Annotated in this window: 20 protein-coding genes and 4 tRNA genes; 9 read left to right on the top strand and 15 right to left on the bottom strand. The window is 70.7% G+C overall.

What is annotated here, in order from left to right:
* Positions 1 to 97: 97 nt before the first annotated feature.
* The 4 genes from ACP4IX_RS31325 to ACP4IX_RS31310 all read right to left on the bottom strand — a co-directional run bounded on the left by ACP4IX_RS31325 (position 98) and on the right by ACP4IX_RS31310 (position 5,475).
* The gene (locus tag ACP4IX_RS31325) at positions 98 to 1,633 is read right to left on the bottom strand and encodes an amino acid permease (RefSeq protein ID WP_426557884.1); all 1,536 of its coding nucleotides are present in this window, start codon (positions 1,631 to 1,633) and stop codon (positions 98 to 100) included.
* Positions 1,634 to 1,810: 177 nt separating this feature from the next.
* A complete protein-coding gene (locus tag ACP4IX_RS31320) occupies positions 1,811 to 4,024 on the bottom strand; it encodes a DEAD/DEAH box helicase (RefSeq protein ID WP_426557882.1) in 2,214 nt (737 codons plus the stop codon).
* 283 nt (positions 4,025 to 4,307) lie between these two features.
* Entirely contained in the window at positions 4,308 to 4,874 is a 567-nt protein-coding gene (locus tag ACP4IX_RS31315) for a hypothetical protein (protein WP_426557880.1), read from the bottom strand.
* Between the two features lie 250 nt (positions 4,875 to 5,124).
* Positions 5,125 to 5,475 carry a metallopeptidase family protein gene (locus ACP4IX_RS31310; protein WP_426523027.1) on the bottom strand — a complete coding sequence of 117 codons (351 nt, stop codon included), beginning with the start codon at positions 5,473 to 5,475 and terminating at the stop codon, positions 5,125 to 5,127.
* Positions 5,476 to 5,621: 146 nt separating this feature from the next.
* On the opposite strand from ACP4IX_RS31310, the gene ACP4IX_RS31305 reads away from it, so the two are divergent.
* The 7 genes from ACP4IX_RS31305 to ACP4IX_RS31275 all read left to right on the top strand — a co-directional run bounded on the left by ACP4IX_RS31305 (position 5,622) and on the right by ACP4IX_RS31275 (position 12,367).
* Positions 5,622 to 7,292, top strand: coding sequence for a metallophosphoesterase family protein (locus ACP4IX_RS31305; RefSeq protein WP_426557878.1), 1,671 nt, complete (start codon positions 5,622 to 5,624; stop codon positions 7,290 to 7,292).
* An 80-nt stretch (positions 7,293 to 7,372) separates the two neighbouring features.
* A tRNA-Glu gene (locus ACP4IX_RS31300) sits at positions 7,373 to 7,445 on the top strand.
* Positions 7,446 to 7,481: 36 nt separating this feature from the next.
* Positions 7,482 to 7,556 (top strand) — tRNA-Asp (locus tag ACP4IX_RS31295).
* A gap of 24 nt (positions 7,557 to 7,580) precedes the next feature.
* Positions 7,581 to 7,654: transfer RNA gene (locus ACP4IX_RS31290), tRNA-Phe, on the top strand.
* Between the two features lie 117 nt (positions 7,655 to 7,771).
* Positions 7,772 to 11,722: an ATP-dependent RNA helicase HrpA gene (gene hrpA / locus ACP4IX_RS31285; RefSeq protein WP_426523025.1), complete on the top strand. Its 3,951-nt coding sequence runs from the start codon at positions 7,772 to 7,774 to the stop codon at positions 11,720 to 11,722.
* A 93-nt stretch (positions 11,723 to 11,815) separates the two neighbouring features.
* Positions 11,816 to 11,890 (top strand) — tRNA-Asp (locus ACP4IX_RS31280).
* A gap of 282 nt (positions 11,891 to 12,172) precedes the next feature.
* A complete protein-coding gene (locus ACP4IX_RS31275; RefSeq protein WP_426523024.1) occupies positions 12,173 to 12,367 on the top strand; it encodes a DUF6274 family protein in 195 nt (64 codons plus the stop codon).
* Between the two features lie 431 nt (positions 12,368 to 12,798).
* Here ACP4IX_RS31275 and bldC read toward each other — a convergent pair whose 3' ends face one another.
* Together bldC and ACP4IX_RS31265 are read right to left on the bottom strand one after the other, a co-directional pair.
* A complete protein-coding gene (gene bldC / locus ACP4IX_RS31270) occupies positions 12,799 to 13,005 on the bottom strand; it encodes a developmental transcriptional regulator BldC (RefSeq protein WP_003949541.1) in 207 nt (68 codons plus the stop codon).
* A 533-nt stretch (positions 13,006 to 13,538) separates the two neighbouring features.
* Positions 13,539 to 14,390 (bottom strand): hypothetical protein, encoded by an 852-nt coding sequence (locus tag ACP4IX_RS31265; RefSeq protein WP_426557876.1) that lies wholly within the window; start codon positions 14,388 to 14,390, stop codon positions 13,539 to 13,541.
* 243 nt (positions 14,391 to 14,633) lie between these two features.
* Here ACP4IX_RS31265 and ACP4IX_RS31260 point away from each other — a divergent pair, with 243 nt between their 5' ends.
* Both ACP4IX_RS31260 and ACP4IX_RS31255 read left to right on the top strand, forming a co-directional pair.
* Positions 14,634 to 15,728 carry a Leu/Phe/Val dehydrogenase gene (locus tag ACP4IX_RS31260; protein WP_426523022.1) on the top strand — a complete coding sequence of 365 codons (1,095 nt, stop codon included), beginning with the start codon at positions 14,634 to 14,636 and terminating at the stop codon, positions 15,726 to 15,728.
* A 454-nt stretch (positions 15,729 to 16,182) separates the two neighbouring features.
* Positions 16,183 to 16,434 (top strand): DUF3073 domain-containing protein, encoded by a 252-nt coding sequence (locus tag ACP4IX_RS31255; RefSeq protein WP_398134132.1) that lies wholly within the window; start codon positions 16,183 to 16,185, stop codon positions 16,432 to 16,434.
* A gap of 159 nt (positions 16,435 to 16,593) precedes the next feature.
* On the opposite strand, the gene purM is transcribed toward ACP4IX_RS31255, so the two are convergent.
* From purM to purS, 9 genes are all read right to left on the bottom strand, one after another.
* Positions 16,594 to 17,679 carry a phosphoribosylformylglycinamidine cyclo-ligase gene (purM, locus tag ACP4IX_RS31250; protein ID WP_426523021.1) on the bottom strand — a complete coding sequence of 362 codons (1,086 nt, stop codon included), beginning with the start codon at positions 17,677 to 17,679 and terminating at the stop codon, positions 16,594 to 16,596.
* A 52-nt stretch (positions 17,680 to 17,731) separates the two neighbouring features.
* On the bottom strand, positions 17,732 to 19,258 hold the full coding sequence (purF, locus tag ACP4IX_RS31245) for an amidophosphoribosyltransferase (RefSeq protein ID WP_426523020.1): 1,527 nt from the start codon (positions 19,256 to 19,258) through the stop codon (positions 17,732 to 17,734).
* A 62-nt stretch (positions 19,259 to 19,320) separates the two neighbouring features.
* Complete coding sequence (locus tag ACP4IX_RS31240) at positions 19,321 to 20,118, bottom strand: META domain-containing protein (protein WP_426523019.1); 798 nt, start codon at positions 20,116 to 20,118, stop codon at positions 19,321 to 19,323.
* A gap of 45 nt (positions 20,119 to 20,163) precedes the next feature.
* Positions 20,164 to 20,961 (bottom strand): sterol carrier family protein, encoded by a 798-nt coding sequence (locus tag ACP4IX_RS31235; RefSeq protein WP_426557874.1) that lies wholly within the window; start codon positions 20,959 to 20,961, stop codon positions 20,164 to 20,166.
* Between the two features lie 9 nt (positions 20,962 to 20,970).
* On the bottom strand, positions 20,971 to 21,807 hold the full coding sequence (locus ACP4IX_RS31230; RefSeq protein ID WP_426523017.1) for a M23 family metallopeptidase: 837 nt from the start codon (positions 21,805 to 21,807) through the stop codon (positions 20,971 to 20,973).
* 33 nt (positions 21,808 to 21,840) lie between these two features.
* Entirely contained in the window at positions 21,841 to 22,350 is a 510-nt protein-coding gene (locus ACP4IX_RS31225; RefSeq protein ID WP_426523016.1) for an ArsR/SmtB family transcription factor, read from the bottom strand.
* A gap of 339 nt (positions 22,351 to 22,689) precedes the next feature.
* Positions 22,690 to 24,948, bottom strand: a complete 2,259-nt coding sequence (gene purL, locus ACP4IX_RS31220; RefSeq protein ID WP_426557872.1) for a phosphoribosylformylglycinamidine synthase subunit PurL — start codon at positions 24,946 to 24,948, stop codon at positions 22,690 to 22,692.
* Complete coding sequence (purQ, locus tag ACP4IX_RS31215) at positions 24,945 to 25,625, bottom strand: phosphoribosylformylglycinamidine synthase subunit PurQ (protein WP_426523014.1); 681 nt, start codon at positions 25,623 to 25,625, stop codon at positions 24,945 to 24,947. The genes purL and purQ overlap by 4 nt, the downstream gene beginning before the upstream one ends.
* The gene (gene purS / locus ACP4IX_RS31210) at positions 25,622 to 25,894 is read right to left on the bottom strand and encodes a phosphoribosylformylglycinamidine synthase subunit PurS (protein ID WP_053133538.1); all 273 of its coding nucleotides are present in this window, start codon (positions 25,892 to 25,894) and stop codon (positions 25,622 to 25,624) included. The genes purQ and purS overlap by 4 nt, the downstream gene beginning before the upstream one ends.
* Positions 25,895 to 26,114: the final 220 nt, after the last annotated feature.

Below are 26,114 nucleotides of genomic sequence, written 5' to 3'. Positions count from 1 at the left end.
CGTGATGTTGCCACACCGAGCATAGCCCGACACGGCCGGGACGCCGATCGGGTATCGGGGTCACGGCCGCGTCGGCGGGGGTGCGGGGAAGCGGAGGCTACGGGTCCGCCGGCTCGGGGGCGCTCGCGCGGGCCGCCGCGCGGGCCCGGGTGCGTTCGTGGTCGGGGTCGAGGAACCAGTGGCGGGCCGAGACCAGCCACCAGGTCGCGGCGAAGCCGAGGACGACCAGGACGGCGATGGGCGCGTAGTTGAAGGTCTCCCAGGTGACCGGGGAGACCTGGGGCAGCATGAACAGGACCGTGATGACGCCGACCCACGTCACCGCGACCACGCCCACCACCTGAGACCAGCGGCCCAGGTGCCACGGCCCGCGTTCGAAGGCGGCGCCCTTGCGGACGCGCAGCAGGGTCGGGATGACGTACGCGATGTAGAGGCCGATGACCGCGATGGAGGTGACGGCCGCGTACGCCGTTTCGTTGATCAGGTACGGCAGTCCGAGGACCAGCGCGGCCAGTGCCGCCAGCCAGACCGCCGCGACCGGCGTGCGGGTGCGCGGGTTCACCGTGTGCCAGAGGTGGGAGTAGGGCAGCGCGCCGTCGCGTGAGAAGGCGTAGATCATGCGGCTGTTGGCCGTGACCGACGCCATGCCGCAGAACAGCTGCGCCCCGATGACGACGAGGAGGAGCAGTTTGCCCGCGGTCGCGCCGAGCGCGTCGAGCAGGATCTGCGCGGGCGGCGCGCCGGTCGGGGACGTGAGGGCGCCCTCGTAGGACTGGATGGCGAAGGTGAAGCCGAGGAGGAGGACGAAGCCGGCGATCCAGGAGGTCCAGATCGAGCGGACGATGCCCTTGGGGCCGGCCGTGGACGCGTCGTGCGTCTCCTCGGTCATGTGGGCGGAGGCGTCGTAGCCGGTGAACGTGTACTGGGCCATCAGCAGGCCGATCAGGACGACGTAGACGCCGCTGCCCCAGCCGGTGTTGTTGACGAACTCGCCGAAGACGAAGGACGCCGACTGGTGCTGGTCGGGCGCGAAGGTCAGCGCGCCGACGATGACCGCCACGCCGAGGACGTGCCACCAGACGCTGACGCTGTTCAGCAGGCCGACGATGCGGACGCCGAAGGTGTTGAGCAGGCCGTGGAGGACCAGGATGGCCGCGAAGAGGAGGATCGTGCGGCCCGGCGTCACCTCGAAGCCGAACTGGAGGTTCAGGTAGGCGCCCAGGAAGGACGCGGCGCCGAAGTCGATGCCGGCGGTCACCGCGACCTGGCCCAGCACGTTGAACCAGCCCGTGAACCACGCCCAGGCGGCCGCCGTACGGGGCGGCGCGAGGCGGTGCGCCCAGAAGTACAGGCCGGCCGAGGTGGGGTACGCCGAGCAGATCTCGGCCATCGCCAGGCCGACGAAGAGGGTCATCAGGCCTACGGCGACCCAGCCCCAGGTGATGACGGCGGGGCCGCCCGTGTTCATGCCGAACAGGTAGAGGGTCAGGCAGCCGGAGAGGACCGAGATGATGGTGAAGGAGACCGCGTAGTTGGAGAACGCCGACATGCGGCGGGCCAGAACCTGGGTGTAGCCGAGCTGGGCCAGCCGTTCCTCGTCCGACAGCCCACTCGCCTTGGCGTCATCTGTCATGCCCCCAGCAATTCCCCTGCGGGGAACGTGACATGCGTCACTCCGTGGCCGAAAAGCGGTCCGAAAGACCGGGAGACCGGGAGACCGGGAGACAAAGCACCGTGGCCTCCACCCGGTGGGGTGGAGGCCACGGCGCGTTCAGACGTTCAGACGTTCTGACGTTCAGACTTTCAGGCGTCAGCCGTTGCGCTTCCAGCGCGGCTTGTCGTCACGGCGGCCGAAGGAGGAACCGCGGTGGTCGTCCCGACGGCCGTACGGGCGGTCGTGGCCGCCGGAGCGGAAGCCGGGGCGGTCGCCCTGACGGTCGCGGTTGAACGGACGGTCGCTGCCGGGGCGGTCGCCCTGGCGGTCGCGGTTGAAGGGGCGGTCGCTGCCACGGTGTCCACCGCGGTCACCGCCACGGTCGTCACGGCGGTCGAAGGAACGGCCACCGCGGTCACCGCCACGGTCGTCACGACGCTCGAACGAACGCCCGCCACGGTCACCACCACGGTCGTCACGACGCTCGAACGAACGGCCACCGCGGTCGTCACGGCGGTCGAAGGAACGGCCACCGCGGTCACCGCCACGGTCGTCACGACGCTCGAACGAACGCCCGCCACGGTCACCGCCACGGTCGTCCCGGCGGAAGCCACCACGGTCACCACCGCGGTCGTCCCGGCGGAAGCCACCACGGTCACCACCGCGGTCGTCCCGGCGGAAGCCACCACGGTCGCCACCCCGGTCGTCCCGGCGGTCGTCACGACGCTCGAAGGAACGCCCACCACGGTCACCGCGGTCACCGCGGTCACCGCGGTCGTAGGAACGGTCCCGGCCGTAGCCGCCGCTCCGCTCGGTCTTCTCCACGTCCCGCGCGCCCGGCTGCTCGGGCAGCGAGACCTCGGTGTCGGCCTCGGACGCGGCGGCGGCCACCTCGGCCAGCACCGTCTCCGGGTCCTCGCCGCGCTCCCGCGCGACCCTGGCGACCAGCCGGTCCGCCTCCTCGCGCAGCTCGGTCGCACGCCGCTGGGCCCGCTCCAGCTCCTTGTTGAGCTGGGCGACCTCGCGCTCGGCCTGCTGCGCCGCGTTGCCCGCGGACTCGGCCTGGACCTCGGTCATCGACCGGGCGCCGGTGATCTCGGCGACCTCCGGGTCGAAGGCCGCGCCGCCCTGGATGATGTGGCGCGCGGCGTCGACGCCCGCGTCCTCCATCAGCCGGAAGATCTGGCGCCGCTGGTGCGGCAGGGAGAGGGAGACGACGGTGCCGGTACGGCCGGCGCGCGCCGTACGGCCGGCGCGGTGCAGGTAGTCCTTGTGGTCGCCGGCCGGGTCCACGTTCAGGACCAGGTCGATGCCGTCGACGTGGATACCGCGGGCGGCGACGTCGGTGGCGACCAGGACGTTGACGTACCCGTCCTTGAAGTCGGCCAGCGTGCGCGTACGGGCGCCCTGGGTCATGCCGCCGTGCAGCGCGTCGGCCTTCGCTCCGGCGTCGCGCAGCTGCTCGGCGACGCGGTCGGCGCCGAGCTGGGTGCGGACGAAGATGATGGTGCGGCCCTTGCGGGAGGCGATGGCCGCGGTGACCGGCGCCTTGTCCTTGGGCTTCACGACCAGGATGTGGTGCGACATGGTCGTCACGGCGCCCTGGGCGGCGTCGACCTCGTGGCTGACCGGGTCCTTCAGGTACCGGTCGACGAGGGTCTTGATCTCGTTCTCCATGGTCGCGGAGAACAGCATCCGCTGACCGCCCGCCGGAACCTGGTCGAGGAGCTCGGTGACCTCGGGCATGAAGCCCAGGTCGGACATCTGGTCCGCCTCGTCGAGGACGGCGATCTCCACGTTCTCCAGGGAGCAGGCGCCGCGCTTGATGATGTCGCGCAGACGGCCCGGGGTGGCGACGAGGACGTCGACGCCGCGCTCCAGGGCGTAGATCTGGTTGCCCATGGAGGTGCCGCCGCACACGACCTTCATCTTCAGCCCGAGGACGTCCCCGTACGGCTGGAGCGCGTCCGCGACCTGCATGGCCAGCTCACGGGTCGGCGTCAGGATGACGGCGCGCGGCTTGTGCTTCTCGGTGCGGCCGCCGGCCAGCGTGGCCAGGGTCGGCAGACCGAAGGAGAGGGTCTTGCCGGAGCCGGTGCGGCCCCGGCCGAGGATGTCCTTGCCGGCCAGGGCGTCCGGGATGGTCGCGGCCTGGATCGGGAAGGGGGTGGTCACGCCGTTCTGCGCGAGCTTGCGCACGACGCCCTCGGGCAGGCCGAGCGAGGCGAAGGTGACCTCGGGAGCGGCCTCGACGGCCTCCGCCCCGGTCTCCTCGACGGCCTCCGCCCCGGTCTCCTCGACCGCCTCGGCGATGTCGGGGGTGTCGGCGTTCTCGGGCACGACGACGTGATCAGTACTGATGATGGACATGCGAATGCGAAACCTTCCGGAGTCTCTCAGTCGGCACGCGCCCGTCAACTCCGTGAATCGCGATTCGCAATACGACCGCCTCAATGCGGTCCACCACGGCAAGGGAGAGAGTACGCGCCACACGGCGCGCTCTGCGGTGGCGCCGGGCAAATGGGATCAGACGATCTACTACCATACGCACCCCGCACCTCCGAAGGCAAACCGGATAGCGCATGCCCAGCTCAGCGGGGCTGCCGACCCGCGCGTCCGCCGGCGCCCAGGCCCCCGGACCGCCCCGGCGGCCCTACACCGGCTGCCCCGCCTCGGGGGCCGGCTCCCGCTGTGCCAGCTGGGTCCCCGGAGGCTCGTGCGCCGACGAGGAGGGCTCCGCCACCGTCGGCTCCGGCGTCGGGGAAGCGGGCGGCTCGGCGGTCGGTGTCGGCTGCGGCTCGACCGGCCGGGTGGGCTCCGCGGGCGGCGTCCGGGTGGGCGCCGGTTCGTCGTCCCCGCCCTTCCCCGGCGTGGGCCCGGCCGGGCCCACGGGCGCCGGGTCCGAGGGCTGGGCGTCCTTGCCCTTGCCGCCCTCGTCCTTGCTCCGGCCCTCGTCCTTGCCCTTGCCCTTGCCGTCGTCCTTGCCCTTCTCCCCCTTCCCCCGCCCGCGCCTCTCGTCGGCCGCCGCCGCGCCGTGCCCGGCGGTGCCGCCCGACACCTCGGGGCCGCCCCCGGACGCCTCGCCGTCCCGCTCACCGGCGGAGCGCGACGGCCTGACGCCCCCATCGGACACGTCGTCGCCGACGCTCATGCAGCCGGCGACGGCGGCGACGGCCACGGCCGTGACGGCCAGACGGACGGGTACGTACAAGGGACGCACGGGCGGCCACCTCCGGGGGTCAAGGAGTCGCCGTGCCCAACTCTCTTCACCCACAAGAGGACACGCGCCGCGCGCCGCGGACCTTGACCCGAGCGTGTCCCCCGTACCCGGAGGAGTCGCCCGCGCCCGAGCGCGTCACCCGCTCCCGGAGGCATCCCCGCACCCGAGAAGCACGCCCGAGAGGATCACCCGCACCCGGAAGGCCCACCCGGGAGGCCCCCAGGGCACCGGGTGAGCCCACCCGAGAGGATCACCCGTACCCCAGGGCGTGCAGCCGCTCGTCGTCGATCCCGAAGTGGTGCGCGATCTCGTGGACCACCGTCACCTCGGTCTCCGCGACGACGTCCTCGCGCGACTCGCAGAACCGCAGCGTCGGCCCCCGGTAGATGGTGATCCGGTCCGGCAGCACGCCCGCGTACCACTCGCCGCGCTCGGTGAGCGGCGTCCCCTCGTACAGCCCGAGCAGCTCGGGATCGTCGGCCGGCGGTTCGTCCTCGACGAACACCGCGACGTTGTCCATCAGCCGCGTCAACTCCGGCGGGATCCGGTCCAGGGCCTCGGCGACCAGTTCCTCGAACTCCTCGCGCGTCATCTCCAGCACAGGCCCATTGTCGGGTACGACCGTGGAGTACGACACAGCCGTTCCGCCGGCGCCCCGTCGCGTTCCGCGCCGCGTCGCCACCACCGTCCCGGCAGCCGGAGGCCGCCGCCCGCATACCCGCCCCGGGCCTTGGGCATACGGGACCAATGGCCCGCGTCCCCGCCGCAGCCCTGCACGCCCTGGCCGAGGTGATGAACCCCATCCGCCCCCTTCGCAACGCCTCACGCACCCTCACCCACCGCCACCCGGCCCGCCGGGCGTCCACGGCGGCCGGCCTCACCCCCCGGTCGCGCCCCTGGACCCGCGCCGCCGGTCTCGTCGCCGTCGTCCTGCTCGGCGCCTGGCTGGGCCTGCTGGTCGTGGGCGACGTCCGCGTCCCGGTCGGCCCCATGAACACGACGATGACCCTGCGCCCGTCCGTCGCGGGCGGCACGAAGATCAACGTCTCGCCGCTGGGCGCCCTCCAGCTCGACAGCCACGTCGCCCCGGTCCGCCTCGACGTCAACGTCGACCAGCTCGACCCCGACCGCGCCCAGGCCCTCGTCGATCACCCCGAACGCCTCTCCGGCCTCCAGGACGAGGTCGCGCAGGACGTCGGACGCGGCACCCTCGACCTCGCCGTCCGCTCCTGCGCCGCCGTCGTCACCGGCGCCACCGCCCTCGGCCTCGCCGTCTACCGGCGCCCCCGGCCCGCCCTCGCGGCCGGCGGCCTCGCCCTCACCCTCCTGGTCGCCTCTGGCGGCACCGCGTACGCGACCTGGAACCCCGACTCCGTGCTCGAACCGAGATTCTCCGGACTGCTCTCCTCCGCGCCCTCCCTCGTCGGCAACGCGCGCAGCATCGTCACGGAGTTCGACGTCTACCAGAAGGAGCTGGCCCGCCTGGTCACGAACGTGACCAAGCTCTACGACGCCACCTCCACGCTCCCCGCCTACCAGCCCGACCCGACCACGCTCCGCGTCCTGCACGTGTCGGACATCCATCTGAACCCGGCGAGCTGGAAGATCATCGCCTCGCTGGTGGAGCAGTACAAGGTGAACGTGATCGTCGACTCCGGCGACACGATGGACCACGGCACCGCGGCGGAGAACGGCTTCCTCGACCCCATCGAGGACCTCGGCGCCCCGTATGTCTGGGTCCGCGGCAACCACGACTCCCGCGTCACCCAGGAGTACCTGAAGAACCTGAAGAACGTGCACGTCCTGGACGACGGCCGGGCCCGGACCGTCGCCGGCCTGCGCTTCGCCGGCATCGGCGACCCGCAGTTCACCCCCGACCGCTCCAAGCCGGAGGGTGCCGAGGCCTCCCAGGAGCTCGCCGGCGCCCGGCTGGCCTCCGCCCTGCGCGACCAGCGCGCGGCCGGCACCCCCGTGGACGTCGCCGTCGCCCACGAGCCGTCGGCGGCCCGCGAGGTGGACGGCGAGGTGCCGCTGGTGCTCGCCGGTCACGTCCACCGCGAGGACATGGAGGTCATGAAGTACGGCACCCGCCTGCGCATCGAGGGGTCCACCGGCGGCAGCGGCCTGCGCGCGGTCGAGGGCGAGTACCCCGATCCGATCCAGGCGTCGATCCTCTACTTCGACCGGGGCAGCCGGCGCCTCCAGGCGTGGGACGAGATCAAGCTCGGCGGCCTGGGCCTGTCGACGGCGGAGGTCAGCCGCCACCTGCCCAAGGAGAACCAGCCCGGCGCGACCCCGTCCCCGACGGGCACCAGCCCTTCCCCCACCGGCACGGGCCGCTCCCCCGCCGGCACGGGGCCCGCCGGCAGGGGCTCCGCCGGCGCCGCTTCGACCAGCCCGTCCCCCAGCCCGCCGTAAACCGTTTTGGCGATACCTCTCGCCATCCCATATGCTTCTCACGTCCCCGACGCGCTGAGAAGCGCCCAGGCGGGCCGATAGCCCTCATCGTCTAGCGGCCTAGGACGCCGCCCTTTCAAGGCGGTAGCACGGGTTCGAATCCCGTTGGGGGCACGCAGTACGGTGTGCGACACTGTCGTACACAAGCTTGGTCCTGTGGAGCAGTTTGGAGTGCTCGCCACCCTGTCAAGGTGGAGGCCGCGGGTTCAAATCCCGTCAGGACCGCTGAGGTTTCACGTGAAACCTCTCGGCTGGGTAGCTCAGTTGGTACGAGCGATCGCCTGAAAAGCGATAGGTCGCCGGTTCGACCCCGGCCCCAGCCACATGCAACCCCCGTCGGGATCAACGACGGGGGTTTTGTGTTGCGCGAGGGACGGCCGGCTCGACCGGTCGGAAATCGTTCGCCACGAAATTGGCGGGGATGAGATCCTGGAATCCGTATGTCTACGCACCCCGCCCCCGCCCTCGGCGCCCTCGCACCCCGGCTGACCGAGCTGTCCCTGCGCGACTCGCACCGGCTCGGTCGGAGGCTCGAGGGTGCGCGGAAGATCCGTAAGCCGGAGGCCCGCGCCGCCGTTCTCGCCGAGATCGAGGCGGAGGTGGCCAAGGCCGAGCAGCGCATCGGTGAGCGCCGGGCCCGCGTGCCCGCCGTCAGCTATCCCGAGCAACTGCCCGTCAGCCAGAAGAAGGACGTGATCGCGGAGGCCATCCGTGATCACCAGGTCGTCATCGTCGCCGGTGAGACGGGGTCCGGGAAGACCACCCAGATCCCGAAGATCTGTGTCGAGCTGGGCCGCGGTGTGCGCGGCATGATCGGGCACACCCAGCCGCGGCGGATCGCCGCGCGTACCGTCGCCGAGCGGGTGGCCGACGAGCTGGACACCCCGCTCGGCGAGGCCGTCGGCTGGAAGGTGCGGTTCACCGACCAGGTGAACCCGGACGCCACCTTCATCAAGCTGATGACGGACGGCATCCTGCTCGCCGAGATCCAGACCGACCGCGAGCTGCGCGCCTACGACACGATCATCATCGACGAGGCCCACGAGCGGTCCCTCAACATCGACTTCCTCCTGGGGTACCTGGCGCAGCTGCTGCCGAAGCGGCCGGACCTCAAGGTCGTCATCACCTCGGCGACCATCGACCCCGAGCGCTTCTCCCGGCACTTCGGAGACGCCCCGATCATCGAGGTCAGCGGGCGGACGTATCCCGTGGAGGTCCGGTACCGGCCGCTCCTCGAAGAGGGCGGCGACGACGCCGACCGGGACCAGATCACCGCGATCACCGACGCCGTCGAGGAGCTGATGGGGGAGGGCAAGGGCGACATCCTCGTCTTCCTCTCCGGTGAGCGGGAGATCCGGGACACCGCGGACGCGCTGGAGAAGAAGAAGTACAGATTCACCGAGGTACTGCCGCTGTACGCGCGGCTTTCGCACGCCGAGCAGCACCGCGTCTTCCAGCAGCACACCGGGCGCCGGATCGTGCTGGCGACCAACGTCGCCGAGACCTCCCTCACCGTCCCGGGCATCAAGTACGTCATCGACCCCGGCTTCGCCCGGATCTCCCGGTACAGCCACCGCACCAAGGTGCAGCGGCTGCCGATCGAACCCGTCTCGCAGGCCAGCGCCAACCAGCGCAAGGGCCGTTGCGGGCGGACCAGCGACGGCATCTGCATCCGGCTGTACTCCGAGGACGACTTCGACGCCCGCCCGGAGTTCACGGACGCGGAGATCCTCCGCACCAACCTCGCCTCCGTCATCCTGCAGATGACCGCGGCCGGCCTCGGCGACATCGAGAAGTTCCCCTTCATCGACCCGCCGGACCACCGCAACATCCGTGACGGTGTGCAGCTCCTCCAGGAGCTGGGCGCGCTCGACCCCGCGCAGAAGGACGTACGGAAACGGCTCACGGACACCGGGCGGAAGCTGGCCCAGCTGCCCGTCGACCCGCGGCTGGCCCGGATGGTGCTGGAGGCCGACAAGAACGGCTGCGTCCGCGAGGTCATGGTCATCGCGGCGGCGCTGTCGATCCAGGACCCGCGGGAGCGCCCGGCCGAGAAGCAGGCGCAGGCCGACCAGCAGCACGCCCGTTTCAAGGACGAGACCAGCGACTTCCTGGCATTCCTGAACCTCTGGCGGTACGTCCGGGAGCAGCAGAAGGAGCGGGGCTCGTCGTCCTTCCGCCGGATGTGCAAGCAGGAGTACCTCAACTTCCTGCGGATCCGCGAGTGGCAGGACATCTACACGCAGCTGCGCACGGTCGCCAAGCAGATGGGCCTCCATCTCAACGACGACGACAACGCCGCGCCGGACGACCGTGTGCACGTGTCCCTGCTGGCGGGACTGCTCTCCCACGTCGGCATGAAGGACGTGAAGGAGGGCGCGAAGAACGAGTACCTGGGTGCCCGCAGCGCCAAGTTCGCGATCTTCCCGGGTTCGGCGCTCTTCAAGAAACCACCGCGTTTCGTGATGTCCGCCGAGCTGGTGGAGACCTCCCGCCTCTGGGCCCGTGTCAACGCGAAGATCGAGCCGGAGTGGGTGGAGCCGCTCGCCGGACACCTCCTCAAGCGCACGTACAGCGAGCCGCACTGGGAGAAGGACCAGGCGGCCGTGATGGCCTACGAGAAGGTCACGCTGTACGGCGTACCGATCGTGGCCCAGCGCAAGGTGAACTACGGACGGATCGACCCCGAGACCAGCCGCGAGCTTTTCATCCGCAACGCCCTGGTCGAGGGCGACTGGCGTACGCACCACAAGTTCTTCGCCGACAACCGCCGGCTGCTGACCGAGGTCGAGGAGCTGGAACACCGCGCGCGGCGCCGGGACATCCTGGTCGACGACGAGACGCTGTTCGACTTCTACGACCAGCGGGTACCCGAACACGTCGTCTCGGGCGCGCACTTCGACTCGTGGTGGAAGCACAAGCGGCACGAGCAGCCGGACTTCCTCGACTTCGAGCGCGAGATGCTCATCAACGAGAAGGCGGGGGCGGTCACCAAGGACGACTATCCGGACTCCTGGCGTCAGGGGCCGCTGAAGTTCCGCGTGACCTACCAGTTCGAGCCGGGCGCGGACGCCGACGGCGTGACCGTCCACGTTCCGCTCCACGTGCTCAACCAGGTCACGGACGAGGGCTTCGACTGGCAGATCCCGGGACTGCGGGAGCAGGTCGTCACGGAGCTGATCCGTTCCCTTCCCAAGCCGATCCGCCGCCACTACGTACCCGCCCCGAACTACGCGCAGGCGTTCCTGGAGCGGGCCGTGCCCCTTCAGGAGCCGTTGACGGTGACCATGGCGCGGGAGCTGAAGCGCATGGTGGGGGTGCCGTTCGACGCCGAGGACTTCGACTGGGCCAAGGTGCCCGACCACCTGAAGATCACTTTCCGGATCGTCGACGAGCGGCGCCGCAAGCTGGCGGAGGACAAGGACCTGGAGGTCCTGAAGCTCCGGCTGAAACCGAAGGCGCGCAAGGCCCTTTCCCAGGCAGCGGCGGCCACCGCCGAGCGGAGCGGCGGCGAGTCCCTGGAGCGTGCCGGGCTGACCGACTGGACGATCGGCACGCTGTCCCGGGTCTTCGAGACGCGCCGGGCCGGTCAGCCGGTGAAGGCGTATCCGGCGCTGGTCGACGACGGCGACACGGTTTCCGTACGCCTCTTCGACACCGAGGCCGAGCAGGCGCAGGCGATGTGGAAGGGCACGCGCCGGCTGATCCTGCGCAACATTCCGGTCAATCCAGCGAAGTTCGCATCCGAGAAGCTGACCAACCAGCAGAAGCTGGGTCTGTCGGCGAATCCGCACGGTTCGATCCAGGCCCTGTTCGACGACTGCGCGACGGCGGCGGCGGACCGGCTGATCGCGGACTTCGGCGGGCCGGCGTGGGACGAGGAGTCGTACCGGAAGCTCTACGACAAGGTCCGCGCGGAGATCGTCGACACGACCGTCCGCACCGTGGGCCAGGTGCAGCAGGTACTGGCCGCCTGGCAGGCCTGCGAACGCCGTCTGAAGGCCGTGCGGAGCCCCGCGCTGCTGGCGAACCTCCAGGACGTGCGGGGGCAGTTGGACGCGCTGGTGAAGCCCGGGTTCGTCACGGAGGCGGGGATCGGACGGCTGCCGGACCTGATGCGCTACCTGGTCGCCGCCGACCGCCGGCTGCAGCAGATGCCGACCGGCGTCCAGCGGGACACGTCCCGGATGGAGAAGGTCCACGAGATGCGGGACGAATACGCGTGGCTGCTGGAGCAGATGCCGCAGGGCCGGCCGGTCCCGCAGCAGGTCCTGGACGTCCGCTGGATGATCGAGGAGCTCCGGGTCAGCTATTTCGCGCACGCGTTGGGCACGGCGTACCCCGTCTCCGACAAGCGGATCGTGAAGGCGATCGACGCGCTCGCGCCGTGACGGGACTCGCACGGAGGGTGAGTTCGACCCGGGGGCCCGCCCTCCTGTAGAGTCTCTTCTCGCAGCGCAACGCAGGAAAGCGCGGCAAAACCTGGTCCTGTGGAGCAGTTTGGAGTGCTCGCCACCCTGTCAAGGTGGAGGCCGCGGGTTCAAATCCCGTCAGGACCGCAGCGAAGAAGGCCCGCATCGTCATCGATGCGGGCCTTCTTCTTGCCCCCGGCCCTCCCCCGGCCCCCGAGGCGCCGTCACCGAGTACGGCCTGCCCCGTCAGGACCGCGAGAGAGCCCGCACATCCTCGGTACGAGCCTCCGCACACGCGCCTGGCCCACCGCGGGCACGCCCCCTCCCCCGAAAAGCGCTCAGTGGCCCCCTGGCGGCCTTGACGGCGTCACATTCACTCGGTACTCCAAAGACAGGGCACGTTCTCCGTGTGGCCCCTGGAGGTGGCGTATGGCGGCATCGGTCAGGCACGAGACGCGGGCCCTGCTCCGCGCGCACCTGTCGGCCGCGTCGTCGTACGGCCATCTGACGCGCCACTGCCCGATCTGCCACCGGCTGCTGCGACTGGCGCTGGACTCGCCCGCCACGCAGTCCCCTACGGGCCGTCAGGAGATCGCCGGAGAGGGGGGCACGTCCACCCCGTGAAGGCCGCCGGCCCCAACGCCCTTGCCACGCCGACCCGCTGGGGCCCCCGCCTCCTTTAGCGCACATGGGCCGACGCCAACAAGCATCGCACCGTGTGACGGGTGTCACTGTATGAGATTGTGAAACCGCGGCACTTACGACTCCCCTACAACTGGTCAATTTAATATGTGCAATTGCACCACCCCCCCGCGGTGCGCACACAGCGGATCCGACACCCCTCCCCAGACTCCGACAAGGCCGCTCACAGGACCCGCCCGCAGCCCATCGGCCGGGCACAGGACCGGACACAAAAAGATCGCGCTGGACCCGGCGGAGTCCAGCGCGATCCACGACGCACCCCTGTTGGGGCAGGAACGGCGCCGTTCGAAGCTGCGGTTCCGAGCAGCTCGACAGATTGGGGGATCTGCCGTTTTGCCCGGTTATTCAGTTGTTCAGGCTTCGCTGCGCTGCTGCGGAATGCCCGCGAGCAGAGCACGGACCTCGGCTTCGCGGTAGCGGCGATGCCCGCCGAGCGTGCGGATCGACGTGAGCTTGCCGGCCTTCGCCCAGCGCGTGACCGTCTTCGGGTCGACGCGGAACATGGTGGCGACCTCAGCCGGGGTCAGCAGCGGCTCGGCATCAGGGGTGCGAGCGGTCATGAGCGGCCTCCTCGGGAGAACCGAACCTTCTCGGTTCTTTCCTCTAAATTCTGCACCTTGACCCGCGTTGCCCGAAATGGCGGACGCGAGTCGAGTCGGTTATAGGACGAACGGCTTGTCCTCGGCACTACAACTACACCATCTGTCCAGCCGCGTCGGCCAAACCGATGGAATTGCCCTCCCAGGTGTTCATCAGCGACGGAAGCCGATGGACCATGCCATAGCGGACAGTCACGCCACTGTGACGATCAGTCACAGTGGCGTGCAGGAGTCACCAGACCCCCCAAAGCGTGCAATGCTGAGAATCCACCCACAGTGCACCACAGCAGGACGGAAGGAGCCCTCCCCGGGCTCCTTGTCCTATTTTGGCACGAGGAGGGGGAAGCGGCGCAAGAGTGCCGTACGTGCAGTCCGTCACGCTTGACACATACGCCCGGATCGGGACCTACGTCCCTTGTTGGCAGAACATCAGCCCACACCGGGCGGGTGTCGGATCGGAAGACGAAACCCCACATCGGGCGGTACGTCAAACGTCAGTTCGCCGACCGCCGGTCCCGCACCGCCCGCCAGCGCTCCACGAGCCGCCCGTACGCGGCCCCCGCCGTCACCCCGTCGCCGCGGCGCAGCGCGTCGATGCCCTCGGCCACGTCCGCCGCGGAGTGGTCGTCCTCCAACTCACCGGCCGGCAGGGCGTGCACGAGTCCGCCGTAGTCGAGTTCCACCAGTGAGCGCGGGTGGAACTCCTCCAGCCAGCGCCCGACGTCCACCAGGCCGTCGATGAGCGGCCCCTCGTCCATCGCCTCCTTCAGGGCCCGCAGGCCCCGGGCCACCCTCCGGCGGGCCTGCGCCATCGGTGTCCGGTAGCGCAGCACCGGCGCGGCCGCCCCCTCGCCGTCCCCGCCCTTGCCGTACTCCCGCTCCGCGTCGGAGACCAGCACGAACCAGTTGATCGGGACCTGCCAGGTCGCGGTGCGGATCCAGGGGCGGGCGTCGGGGTTGCGCTCCAGCCAGCGCTCGTAGTCCTGGGCGGTCTGACGGCGTACGACCGGCGGGAGCAGGGCGTCCAGCACCGGTTCCGGGAAGTCCTCGGCCAGTTCCCCCAGGGCCTGCCAGCCGCGCAGCCGGGTCCGCCAGGGGCAGACGCAGACCACGCCGTCGACCTCGGCCACGAAGGCGTCGGCGCTCTCGTGCACCGGCACCGCCACGGGCGGGGTGGGCAGCAGATCGGTCAGGGAGCGGCGGAGTTCGTCCTGGCAGGAGGGCAGGTCGGTGCGGTGGGCGTAGCGGGTCCAGTGGCCCCGCTCCTCCTCCGGGAAGGCGGCCAGCGGCTCGTACACACGCAGGTACGCCGCGTACGGGACGATCACCGAGGACACCTTGGGCACGCCTGCTCCCTCCCCCGCACGCCGCCGCGGAAACCCGCGGGAGCGGATCACGGGCGCGCGAAAACCCTGCGCATCGTCGCACCTCCGTACTCCGTGCGGAGGTGATCCTGGGCACTGTGCGGCGGACGGGCGCCCCCAGGCTCTAATCTCATGCCGAAGTCCCCGCCGCCCCTTTCCGCCACAAGCGGGGGGTGGCCCACGGGGACCGTCACCACCCGCCGCACCTACACAGGAGTCACCACCGTGACCGACGTAACCGGCGCACCTGCTGATGTACTGCACACCCTGTTCCACTCGGACCAGGGGGGACATGAGCAGGTCGTGCTCTGCCAGGACCGTGCCAGCGGCCTCAAGGCCGTCATCGCCCTCCACTCCACCGACCTGGGCCCCGCGCTCGGCGGTACGCGCTTCTACCCGTACGCGAGCGAGGCGGAGGCCGTCGCCGACGCGCTGAACCTCGCGCGCGGGATGTCGTACAAGAACGCCATGGCCGGCCTCGAGCACGGCGGCGGCAAGGCCGTGATCATCGGTGATCCGGAGCAGATCAAGAGCGAGGAGCTGCTCCTCGCCTACGGCCGGTTCGTCGCCTCGCTCGGCGGCCGGTACGTCACCGCCTGCGACGTCGGCACCTATGTCGCCGACATGGACGTCGTGGCGCGCGAGTGCCGCTGGACGACCGGTCGCTCGCCCGAGAACGGCGGCGCGGGCGACTCCTCCGTGCTCACCTCCTTCGGCGTCTACCAGGGCATGCGGGCCGCCGCCCAGCACCTGTGGGGCGACCCGACGCTGCGCGACCGCACCGTCGGCATCGCGGGCGTCGGCAAGGTCGGCCACCACCTGGTCGAGCACCTGCTCGCCGAGGGCGCGCACGTCGTCATCACGGACGTGCGCAAGGACGTCGTGCGGTCCATCACCGAGCGGCACCCGTCGGTGATCGCCGTCTCCGACACCGACGCGCTGATCCGGGTGGAGAACCTGGACATCTACGCGCCCTGCGCGCTCGGCGGCGCGCTGAACGACGACACCGTGCCGGTGCTGACCGCCAAGGTGGTGTGCGGCGCGGCCAACAACCAGCTCGCCCACCCGGGTGTGGAGAAGGACCTCGCCGACCGCGGGATCCTCTACGCGCCGGACTACGTGGTGAACGCCGGCGGTGTCATCCAGGTCGCCGACGAGCTGCACGGTTTCGACTTCGACCGGTGCAAGGCGAAGGCCGCGAAGATCTACGACACCACGCTGGCCATATTCGCACGTGCGAAGGAGGACGGTATTCCGCCGGCCGCCGCGGCCGACCGGATCGCCGAGCAGCGGATGGCGGAGGCACGCGCCCGGCGCTGACCGCACGCGCACCGCGCGGCTGACCGCACGCGCACCGCGCGCCGGCCCGTCGGCGGGCCGTCGGCGGGCCGGCTGCGATCCAGCCACGGCCCGGCGGCGGTCCGGCGCGATCCGGCGGCGATCCGGCAGTGTTCTGCGGTGATCGGGCGCGGGTTCGGCGAAGGTTCTTCGAATGTTTGAGCGGTACCCGCCGGGGGCCAGTTGGAGAGAACTCTCACTTATCCCGGCGGGTCGAGCGTCGAAAGGTGGTTAAAATCGCCGTTGACCAGCGAGGACGGGGCGCCTCGAAGGTCCTGGGCGTGGCCACGTCCTACGGGCGACGTACCGTATGGGCGTGGGCTCAGGTACCGTGGAAGCCCTACGGACCGGTCTCTCCACGGAGAGCCCGTTCCGGACCATGAACGCGTGTCAAGACTCTGGGGCCGTCGAGCCCCGTCGTTGAGGGGGTCGAGCCATGGGGCGCGGCCGGGCCAAGGCCAAGCAGACGAAGGTCGCCCGCCAGCTGAAGTACAACAGCGGTGGGACTGATCTCTCCCGCCTGGCCGAGGAGCTGGGCGCATCGCCGTCGAATCCGCAACCGCCTAACGGCGAGCAATTCGAGGACGATGAGCAGGACGATGACGTGTACGCACGGTACGCCGACCTCTATGAGGACGACGACCAGGACGAGGACGGCCAGTCCCCGCAACAGCGACGCGGCGCTTGACCCTGCACTGAACACTCACCCGGTCGGTGACTCACGTCACCGACCGGGTTCTGTGCTACCACCCGTACGGCCGTCGGGTCCTGTACCGCCCGTGCAGTCGCCGGGTTCTGTACGACCCGTACGGTCGTCGGGTTCTGTGCCATGCGCACGGCCGTGGCCTCAGGCGGCGTAGTCGCCGACGAGGGCCGCGCCCGTCTCGTGGTGGTCGCCGCGGTCGGTGATCTCGCCTGCCACCCAGGCGTCCACGCCGCGGTCGGCCAGGGTCGCCAGGGCCACGTCGGTCGACTCCTCGGGGACGATGGCGATCATGCCCACGCCCATGTTGAGGGTCTTCTCCAGCTCCAGGCGCTCCACCCGGCCCGTCGTGCCGACGAGGTCGAAGATCGCGCCCGGGGTCCAGGTGGAGCGGTCGACGACGGCGTGCAGGCCGTCGGGGATCACTCGGGCCAGGTTGGCGGCGAGTCCGCCACCGGTGACGTGGCTGAAGGCGTGGACCTCGGTGGTGCGCGTGAGGGCCAGGCAGTCCAGGGAGTAGATCTTGGTGGGCTCCAGCAGCTCCTCGCCGAGGGTGCGGCCGAGGCCGTCGAGGTGCGCGTCCAGGGACAGGCCGCCCTCGTTCAGCAGGACGTGGCGGACGAGCGAGTACCCGTTCGAGTGAAGCCCGGAGGCCGCCATGGCGACGACCGCGTCACCCGCGCGGATGCGATCGGCGCCCAGCAGCCGGTCGGCCTCCACGACACCCGTTCCCGCGCCGGCGACGTCGAAGTCGTCCTCGCCGAGCAGGCCGGGGTGCTCTGCCGTCTCGCCGCCCACCAGGGCGCAGCCGGCCAGTACGCAGCCCTCGGCGATGCCCTTGACGATGGCGGCGACACGCTCGGGGTGGACCTTGCCGACGCAGATGTAGTCGGTCATGAAGAGCGGCTCCGCGCCGCACACCACGATGTCGTCCATGACCATGGCGACCAGGTCGTGGCCGATGGTGTCGTAGACGCCGAGCTGCCGGGCGATGTCGACCTTGGTGCCGACGCCGTCCGTGGCGGAGGCGAGCAGGGGGCGCTCGTAGCGCTTGAGGGCGGAGGCGTCGAAGAGGCCGGCGAAGCCGCCGAGGCCGCCGAGGACCTCGGGGCGCCGCGTCTTCTTCACCCACTCCTTCATGAGCTCGACGGCGCGGTCGCCCGCCTCGATGTCGACGCCTGCTGTCTTGTAGGAGGCTGCGGCGTTGCTGGCACCAGTTGTGTCAGGCATGACGATGAGAACCTTCGTGTCGTACGGCGGGGAGGGCCTGGGAGGCGGACGGCTACGGGCGACGGATGGCGTCGGTGGCGGCCGTACCGGCGGGCCCGGCGGCCAGCTCGGTCTCCAGGAGCTGCTTGCCGAGCAGCTCGGGGTCGGGGAGTTCCATCGGGTACTCGCCGTCGAAGCAGGCGCGGCACAGGTTCGGCTTGGCGATGGTGGTCGCCTCGATCATGCCGTCGATGGAGATGTACGCCAGGGAGTCGGCGCCCATGGAGGTGCCGATCTCCTCGACACTCATGCCGTTGGCGATGAGCTCGGCGCGGGTCGCGAAGTCGATGCCGAAGAAGCAGGGCCACTTCACGGGCGGGGACGAGATCCGGATGTGGACCTCGGCGGCGCCGGCCTCGCGGAGCATGCGGACCAGGGCCCGCTGGGTGTTGCCGCGGACGATGGAGTCGTCCACGACGACCAGCCGCTTGCCCTTGATGACTTCCTTCAGGGGATTCAGCTTCAGGCGGATGCCGAGCTGGCGGATGGTCTGCGAGGGCTGGATGAAGGTGCGGCCGACGTAGGCGTTCTTCACCAGGCCGGCGCCGAACGGGATACCGGAGGCCTCGGCGTAGCCAATGGCGGCGGGGGTGCCGGACTCCGGGGTCGCTATGACGAGGTCCGCCTCGGCGGGGGCCTCCTTCGCCAGCTTGCGGCCCATCTCGACGCGCGAGAGGTAGACGTTGCGGCCGGCGATGTCGGTGTCCGGGCGGGCCAGGTACACGTACTCGAAGACACAGCCCTTGGGCTTCGCTTCCGCGAATCGGGACGTACGCAGGCCGTTCTCGTCGATGGCGACGAACTCGCCCGGTTCGATCTCGCGGACGTAGGAGGCGCCGCAGATGTCGAGGGCGGCGGACTCGGAGGCGACGACCCAGCCGCGCTCCAGCCGGCCGAGGACCAGGGGGCGGATGCCCTGCGGGTCACGGGCGGCGTAGAGGGTGTGCTCGTCCATGAAAACGAGGCTGAAGGCGCCGCGCACCTGGGGCAGCACCTTGCCGGCCGCCTCCTCGATGGTCAGCGGCTTGCCGTCGTCGTCGACCTGGGCCGCGAGGAGCGCGGTCAGCAGGTCGGTGTCGTTGGTCGCCGCGACCCGCGTGGAGCGTCCGTCCTGCTTGGGCAGGTCGGCGACCATCTCGGCGAGCTGGGCGGTGTTGACGAGGTTGCCGTTGTGCCCGAGCGCGATGGAGCCCTGGGCGGTGGCACGGAACGTCGGCTGGGCGTTCTCCCACACGGAGGCGCCGGTGGTCGAGTAGCGGGCGTGACCGACCGCGATGTGACCCTGGAGCGAACCGAGAGAGGTTTCGTCGAAGACCTGGGAAACCAGGCCCATGTCCTTGAAGACGAGGATCTGGGAGCCGTTGCTGACCGCGATTCCCGCGGATTCCTGGCCCCGATGCTGGAGGGCGTAGAGCCCGAAGTACGTGAGCTTTGCGACCTCTTCGCCCGGAGCCCAGACACCGAAGACGCCGCAAGCGTCCTGGGGGCCCTTCTCGCCGGGAAGCAGATCGTGATTGAGTCGACCGTCACCACGTGGCACGCCTCCGAGTGTAGGCGAGGTCGACCACTGGTCCGAATTGGGGACAGGGGCTCACGCGTGGCTCACTGCTCGGCGACGGCTCGGAGGGTATCGCCGTCCTTGCTGGTCAGCGTGAGGTTTTCATGATCGATTCGGTAGTCGATCCGGTCGCCGAAGAAGCGCAGTATCCGCTTCTCGGCGTCCATGAGTGAACCTTCGCACATCATTCGGGTGGTGGAGGGGGCGCCGAGGGTGATATGTCCGTCGCGGACAGTGGCCTCGGCGTTGACGTGGTTGCAGGGCAGGCGGCCGGTGACGGTCTTCGCGTCGCGGTCGAAGGTGAGGTGGGTGCCGCCCTCGCGACCGGGCGTCGTGACGGTCCACTTCGTGCCGTGCAGGGGCGCGTCCTCCTGCCTGCTGAGCTCGACGGTGTCACCGCCGGCGGTGGTCAGGGTGAGCCGTTCGCCCCGGGTCCTGGCGGTGAGTTCGGCGTCGAGGGCGCGGCCGAGCGACTTCTCGAAGCCGGCGGGCGTGTCCGCGCAGCCCTTCTCGGTGAACACGGCGTCGCTGAGCCGGATGCGCTCGCCGTCGATGTCGGCGCGGGCGCTGAAGGTGTTGCAGCCGGTGCTGCCGGACGCCTCACCGCGGTCGTCGATCCGGACCCGCGCGGAGGCGGGCGCCTGGTGGGTGGTGCCGTCCACGGTGACGGAGTCGATGCTCCACCGGACGCCGGTGACGGGCTCGCCCGCGCCGACGGAGCCGCTGCCGCCGTCGGCCCGCTCGCTGCCGCAGGCCGCCGCGAGGGGGACGAGCGCGGCGACGGCGGCCACGGTCAGGGACAGGGTCTGGGTCTTGCTGCGCTGCTGCTTCTGCCGGTACATGCCGATCCGACGGAGGAGCGGAGGGTCTGGTTCCCCTCCGCTCGCTCAGCTGAGCAGCGGCAGCAGTTCTCCGAGGTCGGCCCGCTCCCCGCTCGCGCTCACCTTCGCGTCGTCCACGGCGTCCTTCCAGGCCAGCCGCCCGGTCGCCAGGCGGACCCAGGTCAGCGGGTCGGTCTCGACGACGTTGGGCGGGGTACCGCGGGTGTGCCGGGGGCCCTCGACGCACTGCACGACGGCGTACGGCGGGATCCGCACCTCCGTCGAGCCGCCCGGTGCCTTCACGGCGAGCGCGTCGGCCAGCAGCCGGGTCGCGGCGGCCAGCGCCTGCCGGTCGTACGGGATGTCGAGGCCGGGCACGGCGTCGTTCAGGTCGCCGGTGTGGACGACCAGCTCGACGGTGCGGGTGACGACGTAGTCGGCGAGCGGCAGGGCGCCCGCGCCGGTGGGCAGCAGCCTGCTGCCCGGCTGGGCGTCGAGGCGTTCGGTGAAGCGCCGCTCGACGTCGGCGAGGTGGGCGTCGAGGTCCGGGTGCTCCGCCGCCAGTCCGCGGGCGGTCGCGGCGATGGCGTCCGCGTCGGCGGCGATCGCGAACGGCCAGTCGAGCAGCCGCCCGTCCTGCCGCGCGGGCTCGGGCTCGCCGAGCAGCCGGTCCACGGCCGTCAGCGCCGTCCCGACGTGCGCGACGAGCTCCCGCACGGTCCACGCCCCGAGCCGCGTCGGCAGCGCGAGCTGCTCGGGGGTGAGGGTGCGGACGGCCGCCCGTACGTTGCCGAACTGGGCGAGCACGGCGGTGCGGGTGCGGGCGGGATCGTAGGCGCGGGGGCGTTTTCTGGCCGGGGGCATGGGGTGAGCCTATGCGGGTGCGGTCGTCGGCGAAGGCGCGTCGAACACCTCGCCGTTGCGGGGGACCCCGATGCCGCGCCAGGTGAAGGGAACGCCCCGGGCGGTGTCCGGGTCGGGGCCGTCCATCAGCTGGAAGTGGACGTGCGGTTCGGTGGAGTTGCCGGAGTTGCCGCACCGGGCGAGCACCTGCCCGGCCCGCACCCGGTCGCCCTCGCGGACGGCGAACGAACCGCGCCGCACGTGGGCGTACATCGCGTACGTGCCGCCGCCGAGGTCCAGCACCAGATGGTTGCCGACGATCCGGCGGACCCCGCCCATCTCGCGGACCGAGCCCTCGACGAGCATCAGGTACAGCAGCGCGGGCAGTGAGTTGCGGCTCAGGTGGTCGCGCTGGGTGTCGTCGGTCCGGACGACCGTGCCGTCGGCCACCGCGAGCAGGGGTGCGCCGAACGCCGGGAAGTGGTGGTTGCGGCGGGTGAGCGGCCACAGGACGCGGAAGCCGGGACGGGCGCCGGGCTCCGGCTCGGCGACGAGGTCGATGGCGAAGGTCTGGCCGTAGGCGTGGGTGCCGTGGCTCGGGGTGCGGTCTGCGGGGCCGTTCAGCGCGGACCAGCGGCCGGTGACGGGCGGACCCACCTCGACGGGTTCCCGGGCGACCCGCGGGGCGTCGGGGGCGCCGCCGCCCCACCGGTTGACGACGGTGATCAGGACGTAGGCCAGGACGAGCGGCAGGAAGTTCCACCACCACGGGTACCCGAAGCCGAAGACGATGTGGGCGGTCACCAGGGCCAGGAAGCCCAGTTGCAGTGCCCGGAAAGCGATCATGGCCAACTTGCGTGCGGACATGGTTCCCCCTTGGTCGGACCTGGTTCGGACCGGTCAGCCCCGGGCCGCCGACAGCGCCACCAGCAGCGGTACGACCCGCCCCGGCGGCACCTCGTGGCGGCCCCGGCCGGTGGTGTGCAGCCAGCCGGCGCCGGTGAGCTGGCGGAGGTGGTGGTAGATCTGGCCGGTCGTGCCCACCTCGTCCAGCTCGGCCAGCTCGGCGGCGGTGCGCCGGCCGCCGAGGATCTCGCGCAGCAGCCGCAGCCGGACGGGATGGCCGAGCGCCGCGAACGCCTCCGCCGCCTCCGTCCAGTCGGTGGCCAGCAGCCCTTCGGTCAGAGCACCGTGCTGCCACTCGTACCGCTCACCGGTAGGCAGGCGGACGGCGCCGGTGAACAGCACGCCGCCGTCGGCCGCCCCCTCCCCCGCCTCGGCGAGCTGCGCCTTCAGCCCTTCCAGGGCCCAGAAGTCACCCTCCGAGAGGCGGGGCGCGGGGCGGTCGGCGGCTTCCAGGGCGGCGAGGCGCCGTTCGAGGTCGGTTACGCGTCGTTCCAGTTGTTCCACTCGTCCGAGAGTACGTAATTACGTAATCCCATGCAAGAGTGAGACGCACAAGGCCAGTCACCCGTACGTGTGTCCGGCCGGGAAAACCGCACGCGGAGCGCCGCGGGACTCCTGCGCGGTCACGGTGCACAGCTCCCCGGACCGCGGCGGGTCGGCGGCTACCGCGACGTCCGTGTCGCGAAGTTCGGGGGGCGGTCGCCCTCCCCGGCCCGATGGGCATCGAGCTCGACACGGAGATCCTCAGGAACTACGTCCGCTGAAGCGACGAGAACGACGAGGTCCCGCCCGGAACCGACCGGACGGGACCTCGGCTCGTACTCGTACGGACTCCCGCGACCGCTACGCGAGCAGCGCCGGGATCGTCTCCTCGTGCGCCGTGCGCAGTTCGGCCAGGGACAGCGAGAACTCGCCCTGGACCTCCACCGCGTCCCCGTCCACGACACCCACGCGGGTGGCGGGCAGGCCCCGCGCACCGCACATGTCGGTGAAGCGGAGCTCCTCCGAGCGCGGGACGGCGACGACCGCGCGGCCCGCCGACTCCGAGAACAGGAACGTGAAGGCGTCCAGCCCGTCCGGTACGACCAGACGCGCGCCCTTCCCGCCCAGCAGCGCCGACTCGACGACCGCCTGGACCAGACCGCCGTCGGACAGGTCGTGCGCGGAGTCGATCATGCCGTCGCGGGAGGCGGAGACCAGGATCTCGCCGAGGAGGCGCTCCCGTTCCAGGTCGACCTTCGGGGGCAGGCCGCCGAGGTGGTCGTGGATCACCTGGGACCAGGCCGAGCCGCCGAACTCCTCACGCGTGTCGCCGAGGAGGTAGAGCAGCTGGCCGTCCTCCTGGAAGGCGACCGGCGTGCGGCGGGCCACGTCGTCGATGACGCCGAGGACCGCGACCACCGGGGTCGGGTGGATGGCGGCCTCGCCCGTCTGGTTGTAGAGGGAGACGTTGCCGCCGGTCACCGGGGTGCCGAGCTGCTGACAGCCGTCGGCGAGACCGCGCACGGCCTCCGCGAACTGCCACATGACCGCCGGGTCCTCGGGCGAGCCGAAGTTCAGGCAGTCGGAGACCGCGAGGGGCTTCGCGCCGGTCGTCGCGACGTTGCGGTAGGCCTCCGCGAGGGCCAGCTGCGCGCCCGTGTACGGGTCGAGCTTGGCGTAGCGGCCGTTGCCGTCGGTGGCGATGGCGACGCCGAGGCCGGACTCCTCGTCGATGCGGATCATGCCGGAGTCCTCGGGCTGGGCGAGGACCGTGTTGCCCTGCACGAAGTGGTCGTACTGCTGGGTGATCCACTGCTTGGACGCCTGGTTGGGGGAGGCGACCAGCTTGAGGACCTGGTCCTTCAGCTCGTCGGACGTCTCCGGCCGGGGCAGCTTGTTCGCGTCGTCGGCCTGGAGCTCGTCCTGCCAGGACGGGCGGGCGTAGGGGCGCTCGTAGACCGGGCCCTCGTGCGCGACCGTGCGCGGGTCGACGTCGACGATCTTGCCGCCGTGCCAGTAGATCTCCAGGCGGTCGCCGTCGGTCACCTCACCGATGACGGTGGCGATGACGTCCCACTTCTCGCAGATCTCCAGGAAGCGGTCCACCTTGCCCGGCTCGACGACCGCGCACATGCGTTCCTGCGACTCGCTCATGAGGATTTCCTCGGGCGAGAGCGTGGAGTCGCGCAGGGGGACGTCGTCGAGGGTGACGCGCATGCCGCCGGAGCCGTTCGAGGCCAGTTCGCTGGTCGCGCAGGACAGGCCCGCGGCTCCCAGGTCCTGGATGCCGACGACCAGCTTCTCCTTGAACGCCTCCAGGGTGCACTCGATGAGCAGCTTCTCCTGGAAGGGGTCGCCGACCTGGACGGCGGGACGCTTGGAGGGCTTGGCGTCGTCGAAGGTCTCCGAGGCCAGGATCGAGGCGCCGCCGATGCCGTCGCCGCCGGTGCGGGCCCCGTAGAGGATGACCTTGTTGCCCGTGCCGGACGCCTTGGCGAGGTGGATGTCCTCGTGCCGCATGACGCCGATGGCACCGGCGTTGACCAGCGGGTTGCCCTGGTAGCAGGCGTCGAAGACGACCTCGCCGCCGATGTTGGGCAGGCCCAGGCAGTTGCCGTAGCCGCCGATGCCGGCGACGACGCCCGGCAGGACGCGCTTGGTGTCGGGGTGGTCGGCGGCGCCGAAGCGCAGCGGGTCCACGACGGCGACCGGGCGGGCGCCCATCGCGATGATGTCGCGGACGATGCCGCCCACGCCCGTGGCCGCGCCCTGGTAGGGCTCGACGTAGGAGGGGTGGTTGTGCGACTCGACCTTGAAGGTGACCGCGTAGCCCTGGCCGACGTCGACGACACCGGCGTTCTCGCCGATGCCGACGAGCATCGCGTCGGACTCGGGGGCCTTCTCGCCGAACTGGCGCAGGTGGACCTTGCTGCTCTTGTACGAGCAGTGCTCGGACCACATGACGGAGTACATGGCCAGCTCCGCCCCCGTGGGGCGGCGGCCGAGGATCTCCACGACCCTCTCGTACTCGTCCTTCTTCAGGCCCAGCTCGGCCCAGGGCAGCTCGACGTCGGGGGTCGCGGCCGCGTGTTCGACCGTGTCCAGAGGCGTCCGGCTCATGCGTTGACCAGCTTCTTGAGGATCGAGGTGAAGAACGGGAGGCCGTCGGTGCGGCCGGTGCCGATCAGCGGCTCGACGGCGTGCTCGGGGTGCGGCATGAGGCCGACGACGTTCCCGGCGGCGTTGGTGATGCCGGCGATGTCGTTGAGCGAGCCGTTGGGGTTGACGTCGAGGTAGCGGAAGGCGACGCGGCCCTCGGCCTCCAGTTCGTCCAGCGTGCGCCGGTCGGCGACGTAGCGCCCGTCCATGTTCTTCAGCGGGATGTGGATCTCCTGGCCCGCGCTGTAGTCGCTGGTCCAGGACGTGTCCGTGTTCTCCACCCGCAGCTTCTGGTCGCGGCAGATGAAGTGCAGGTGGTCGTTGCCCAGCATGCCGCCGGGGAGCAGGTGCGCCTCGGTGAGGATCTGGAAGCCGTTGCAGATGCCGAGCACCGGGAGGCCGGCCCTGGCCTGGTCGATGACGGTGTCCATCACCGGCGAGAAGCGCGCGATGGCGCCGGCGCGCAGGTAGTCGCCGTAGGAGAAACCACCGCAGAGCACCACGGCGTCGACCTGCTTGAGGTCCTTGTCCTTGTGCCAGAGGGCGACGGGTTCGGCGCCGGCGACGCGGATCGCGCGCTGCGTGTCCCGGTCGTCGAGACTGCCGGGGAAAGTGACGACGCCAATACGAGCGGTCACTTCACGGCCCCCGCGACTACGTCATCGGACTCGACCTTGACGGTGAAGTCCTCGATCACGGTGTTGGCGAGGAAGGATTCCGCAAGATCGTGGATGCGGGCGAGGGCGGCGTCGTCGACCGGCCCGTCCACTTCCAGTTCGAATCGCTTTCCCTGACGTACGTCCGAGATCCCCTCGAAACCCAGCCGCGGCAGTGCGCGCTGCACCGCCTGGCCCTGGGGGTCGAGGATCTCCGGCTTGAGCATGACGTCGACTACGACGCGTGCCACTGGCACTCCCGGTGTGTGGTGCTGAGCAGGTCCCTTCAGACTACCCGTACAAATTTTCTACGCGCGTAGCCTTGGAGGAAAGTACGTGAGCCCTGTCACGATCCGGCATCGGAGGGACGTGGTCACGAAAAGCTTCGGGAAAGATCCCGGATCGATCCTGGACGCCTATTGCGCGGAGGACACGCGGAGAGATTTAGTCGGGCTTCCCAATGCAATGCCG

Origin of the sequence: Streptomyces sp. WG5 (assembly GCF_049974565.1) — a bacterium.
Taxonomy (GTDB): Bacteria; Actinomycetota; Actinomycetes; order Streptomycetales; family Streptomycetaceae; genus Streptomyces.
This window is presented reverse-complemented; position numbering and strand designations above follow the sequence as displayed.

Coding starts and splice junctions, on each gene's coding strand:
- ACP4IX_RS31320 (WP_426557882.1), bottom strand. CDS start 4,024: ATGTCCATCATCAGTACTGATCACGTCGTCGTGCCCGAGAACGCCGAC.
- ACP4IX_RS31240 (WP_426523019.1), bottom strand. CDS start 20,118: ATGTACCGGCAGAAGCAGCAGCGCAGCAAGACCCAGACCCTGTCCCTG.
- ACP4IX_RS31305 (WP_426557878.1), top strand. CDS start 5,622: ATGGCCCGCGTCCCCGCCGCAGCCCTGCACGCCCTGGCCGAGGTGATG.
- ACP4IX_RS31230 (WP_426523017.1), bottom strand. CDS start 21,807: ATGTCCGCACGCAAGTTGGCCATGATCGCTTTCCGGGCACTGCAACTG.
- hrpA (WP_426523025.1), top strand. CDS start 7,772: ATGTCTACGCACCCCGCCCCCGCCCTCGGCGCCCTCGCACCCCGGCTG.
- purL (WP_426557872.1), bottom strand. CDS start 24,948: ATGAGCCGGACGCCTCTGGACACGGTCGAACACGCGGCCGCGACCCCC.
- ACP4IX_RS31325 (WP_426557884.1), bottom strand. CDS start 1,633: ATGACAGATGACGCCAAGGCGAGTGGGCTGTCGGACGAGGAACGGCTG.
- purM (WP_426523021.1), bottom strand. CDS start 17,679: ATGCCTGACACAACTGGTGCCAGCAACGCCGCAGCCTCCTACAAGACA.
- ACP4IX_RS31275 (WP_426523024.1), top strand. CDS start 12,173: ATGGCGGCATCGGTCAGGCACGAGACGCGGGCCCTGCTCCGCGCGCAC.
- ACP4IX_RS31235 (WP_426557874.1), bottom strand. CDS start 20,961: ATGCCCCCGGCCAGAAAACGCCCCCGCGCCTACGATCCCGCCCGCACC.
- ACP4IX_RS31255 (WP_398134132.1), top strand. CDS start 16,183: ATGGGGCGCGGCCGGGCCAAGGCCAAGCAGACGAAGGTCGCCCGCCAG.
- bldC (WP_003949541.1), bottom strand. CDS start 13,005: ATGACCGCTCGCACCCCTGATGCCGAGCCGCTGCTGACCCCGGCTGAG.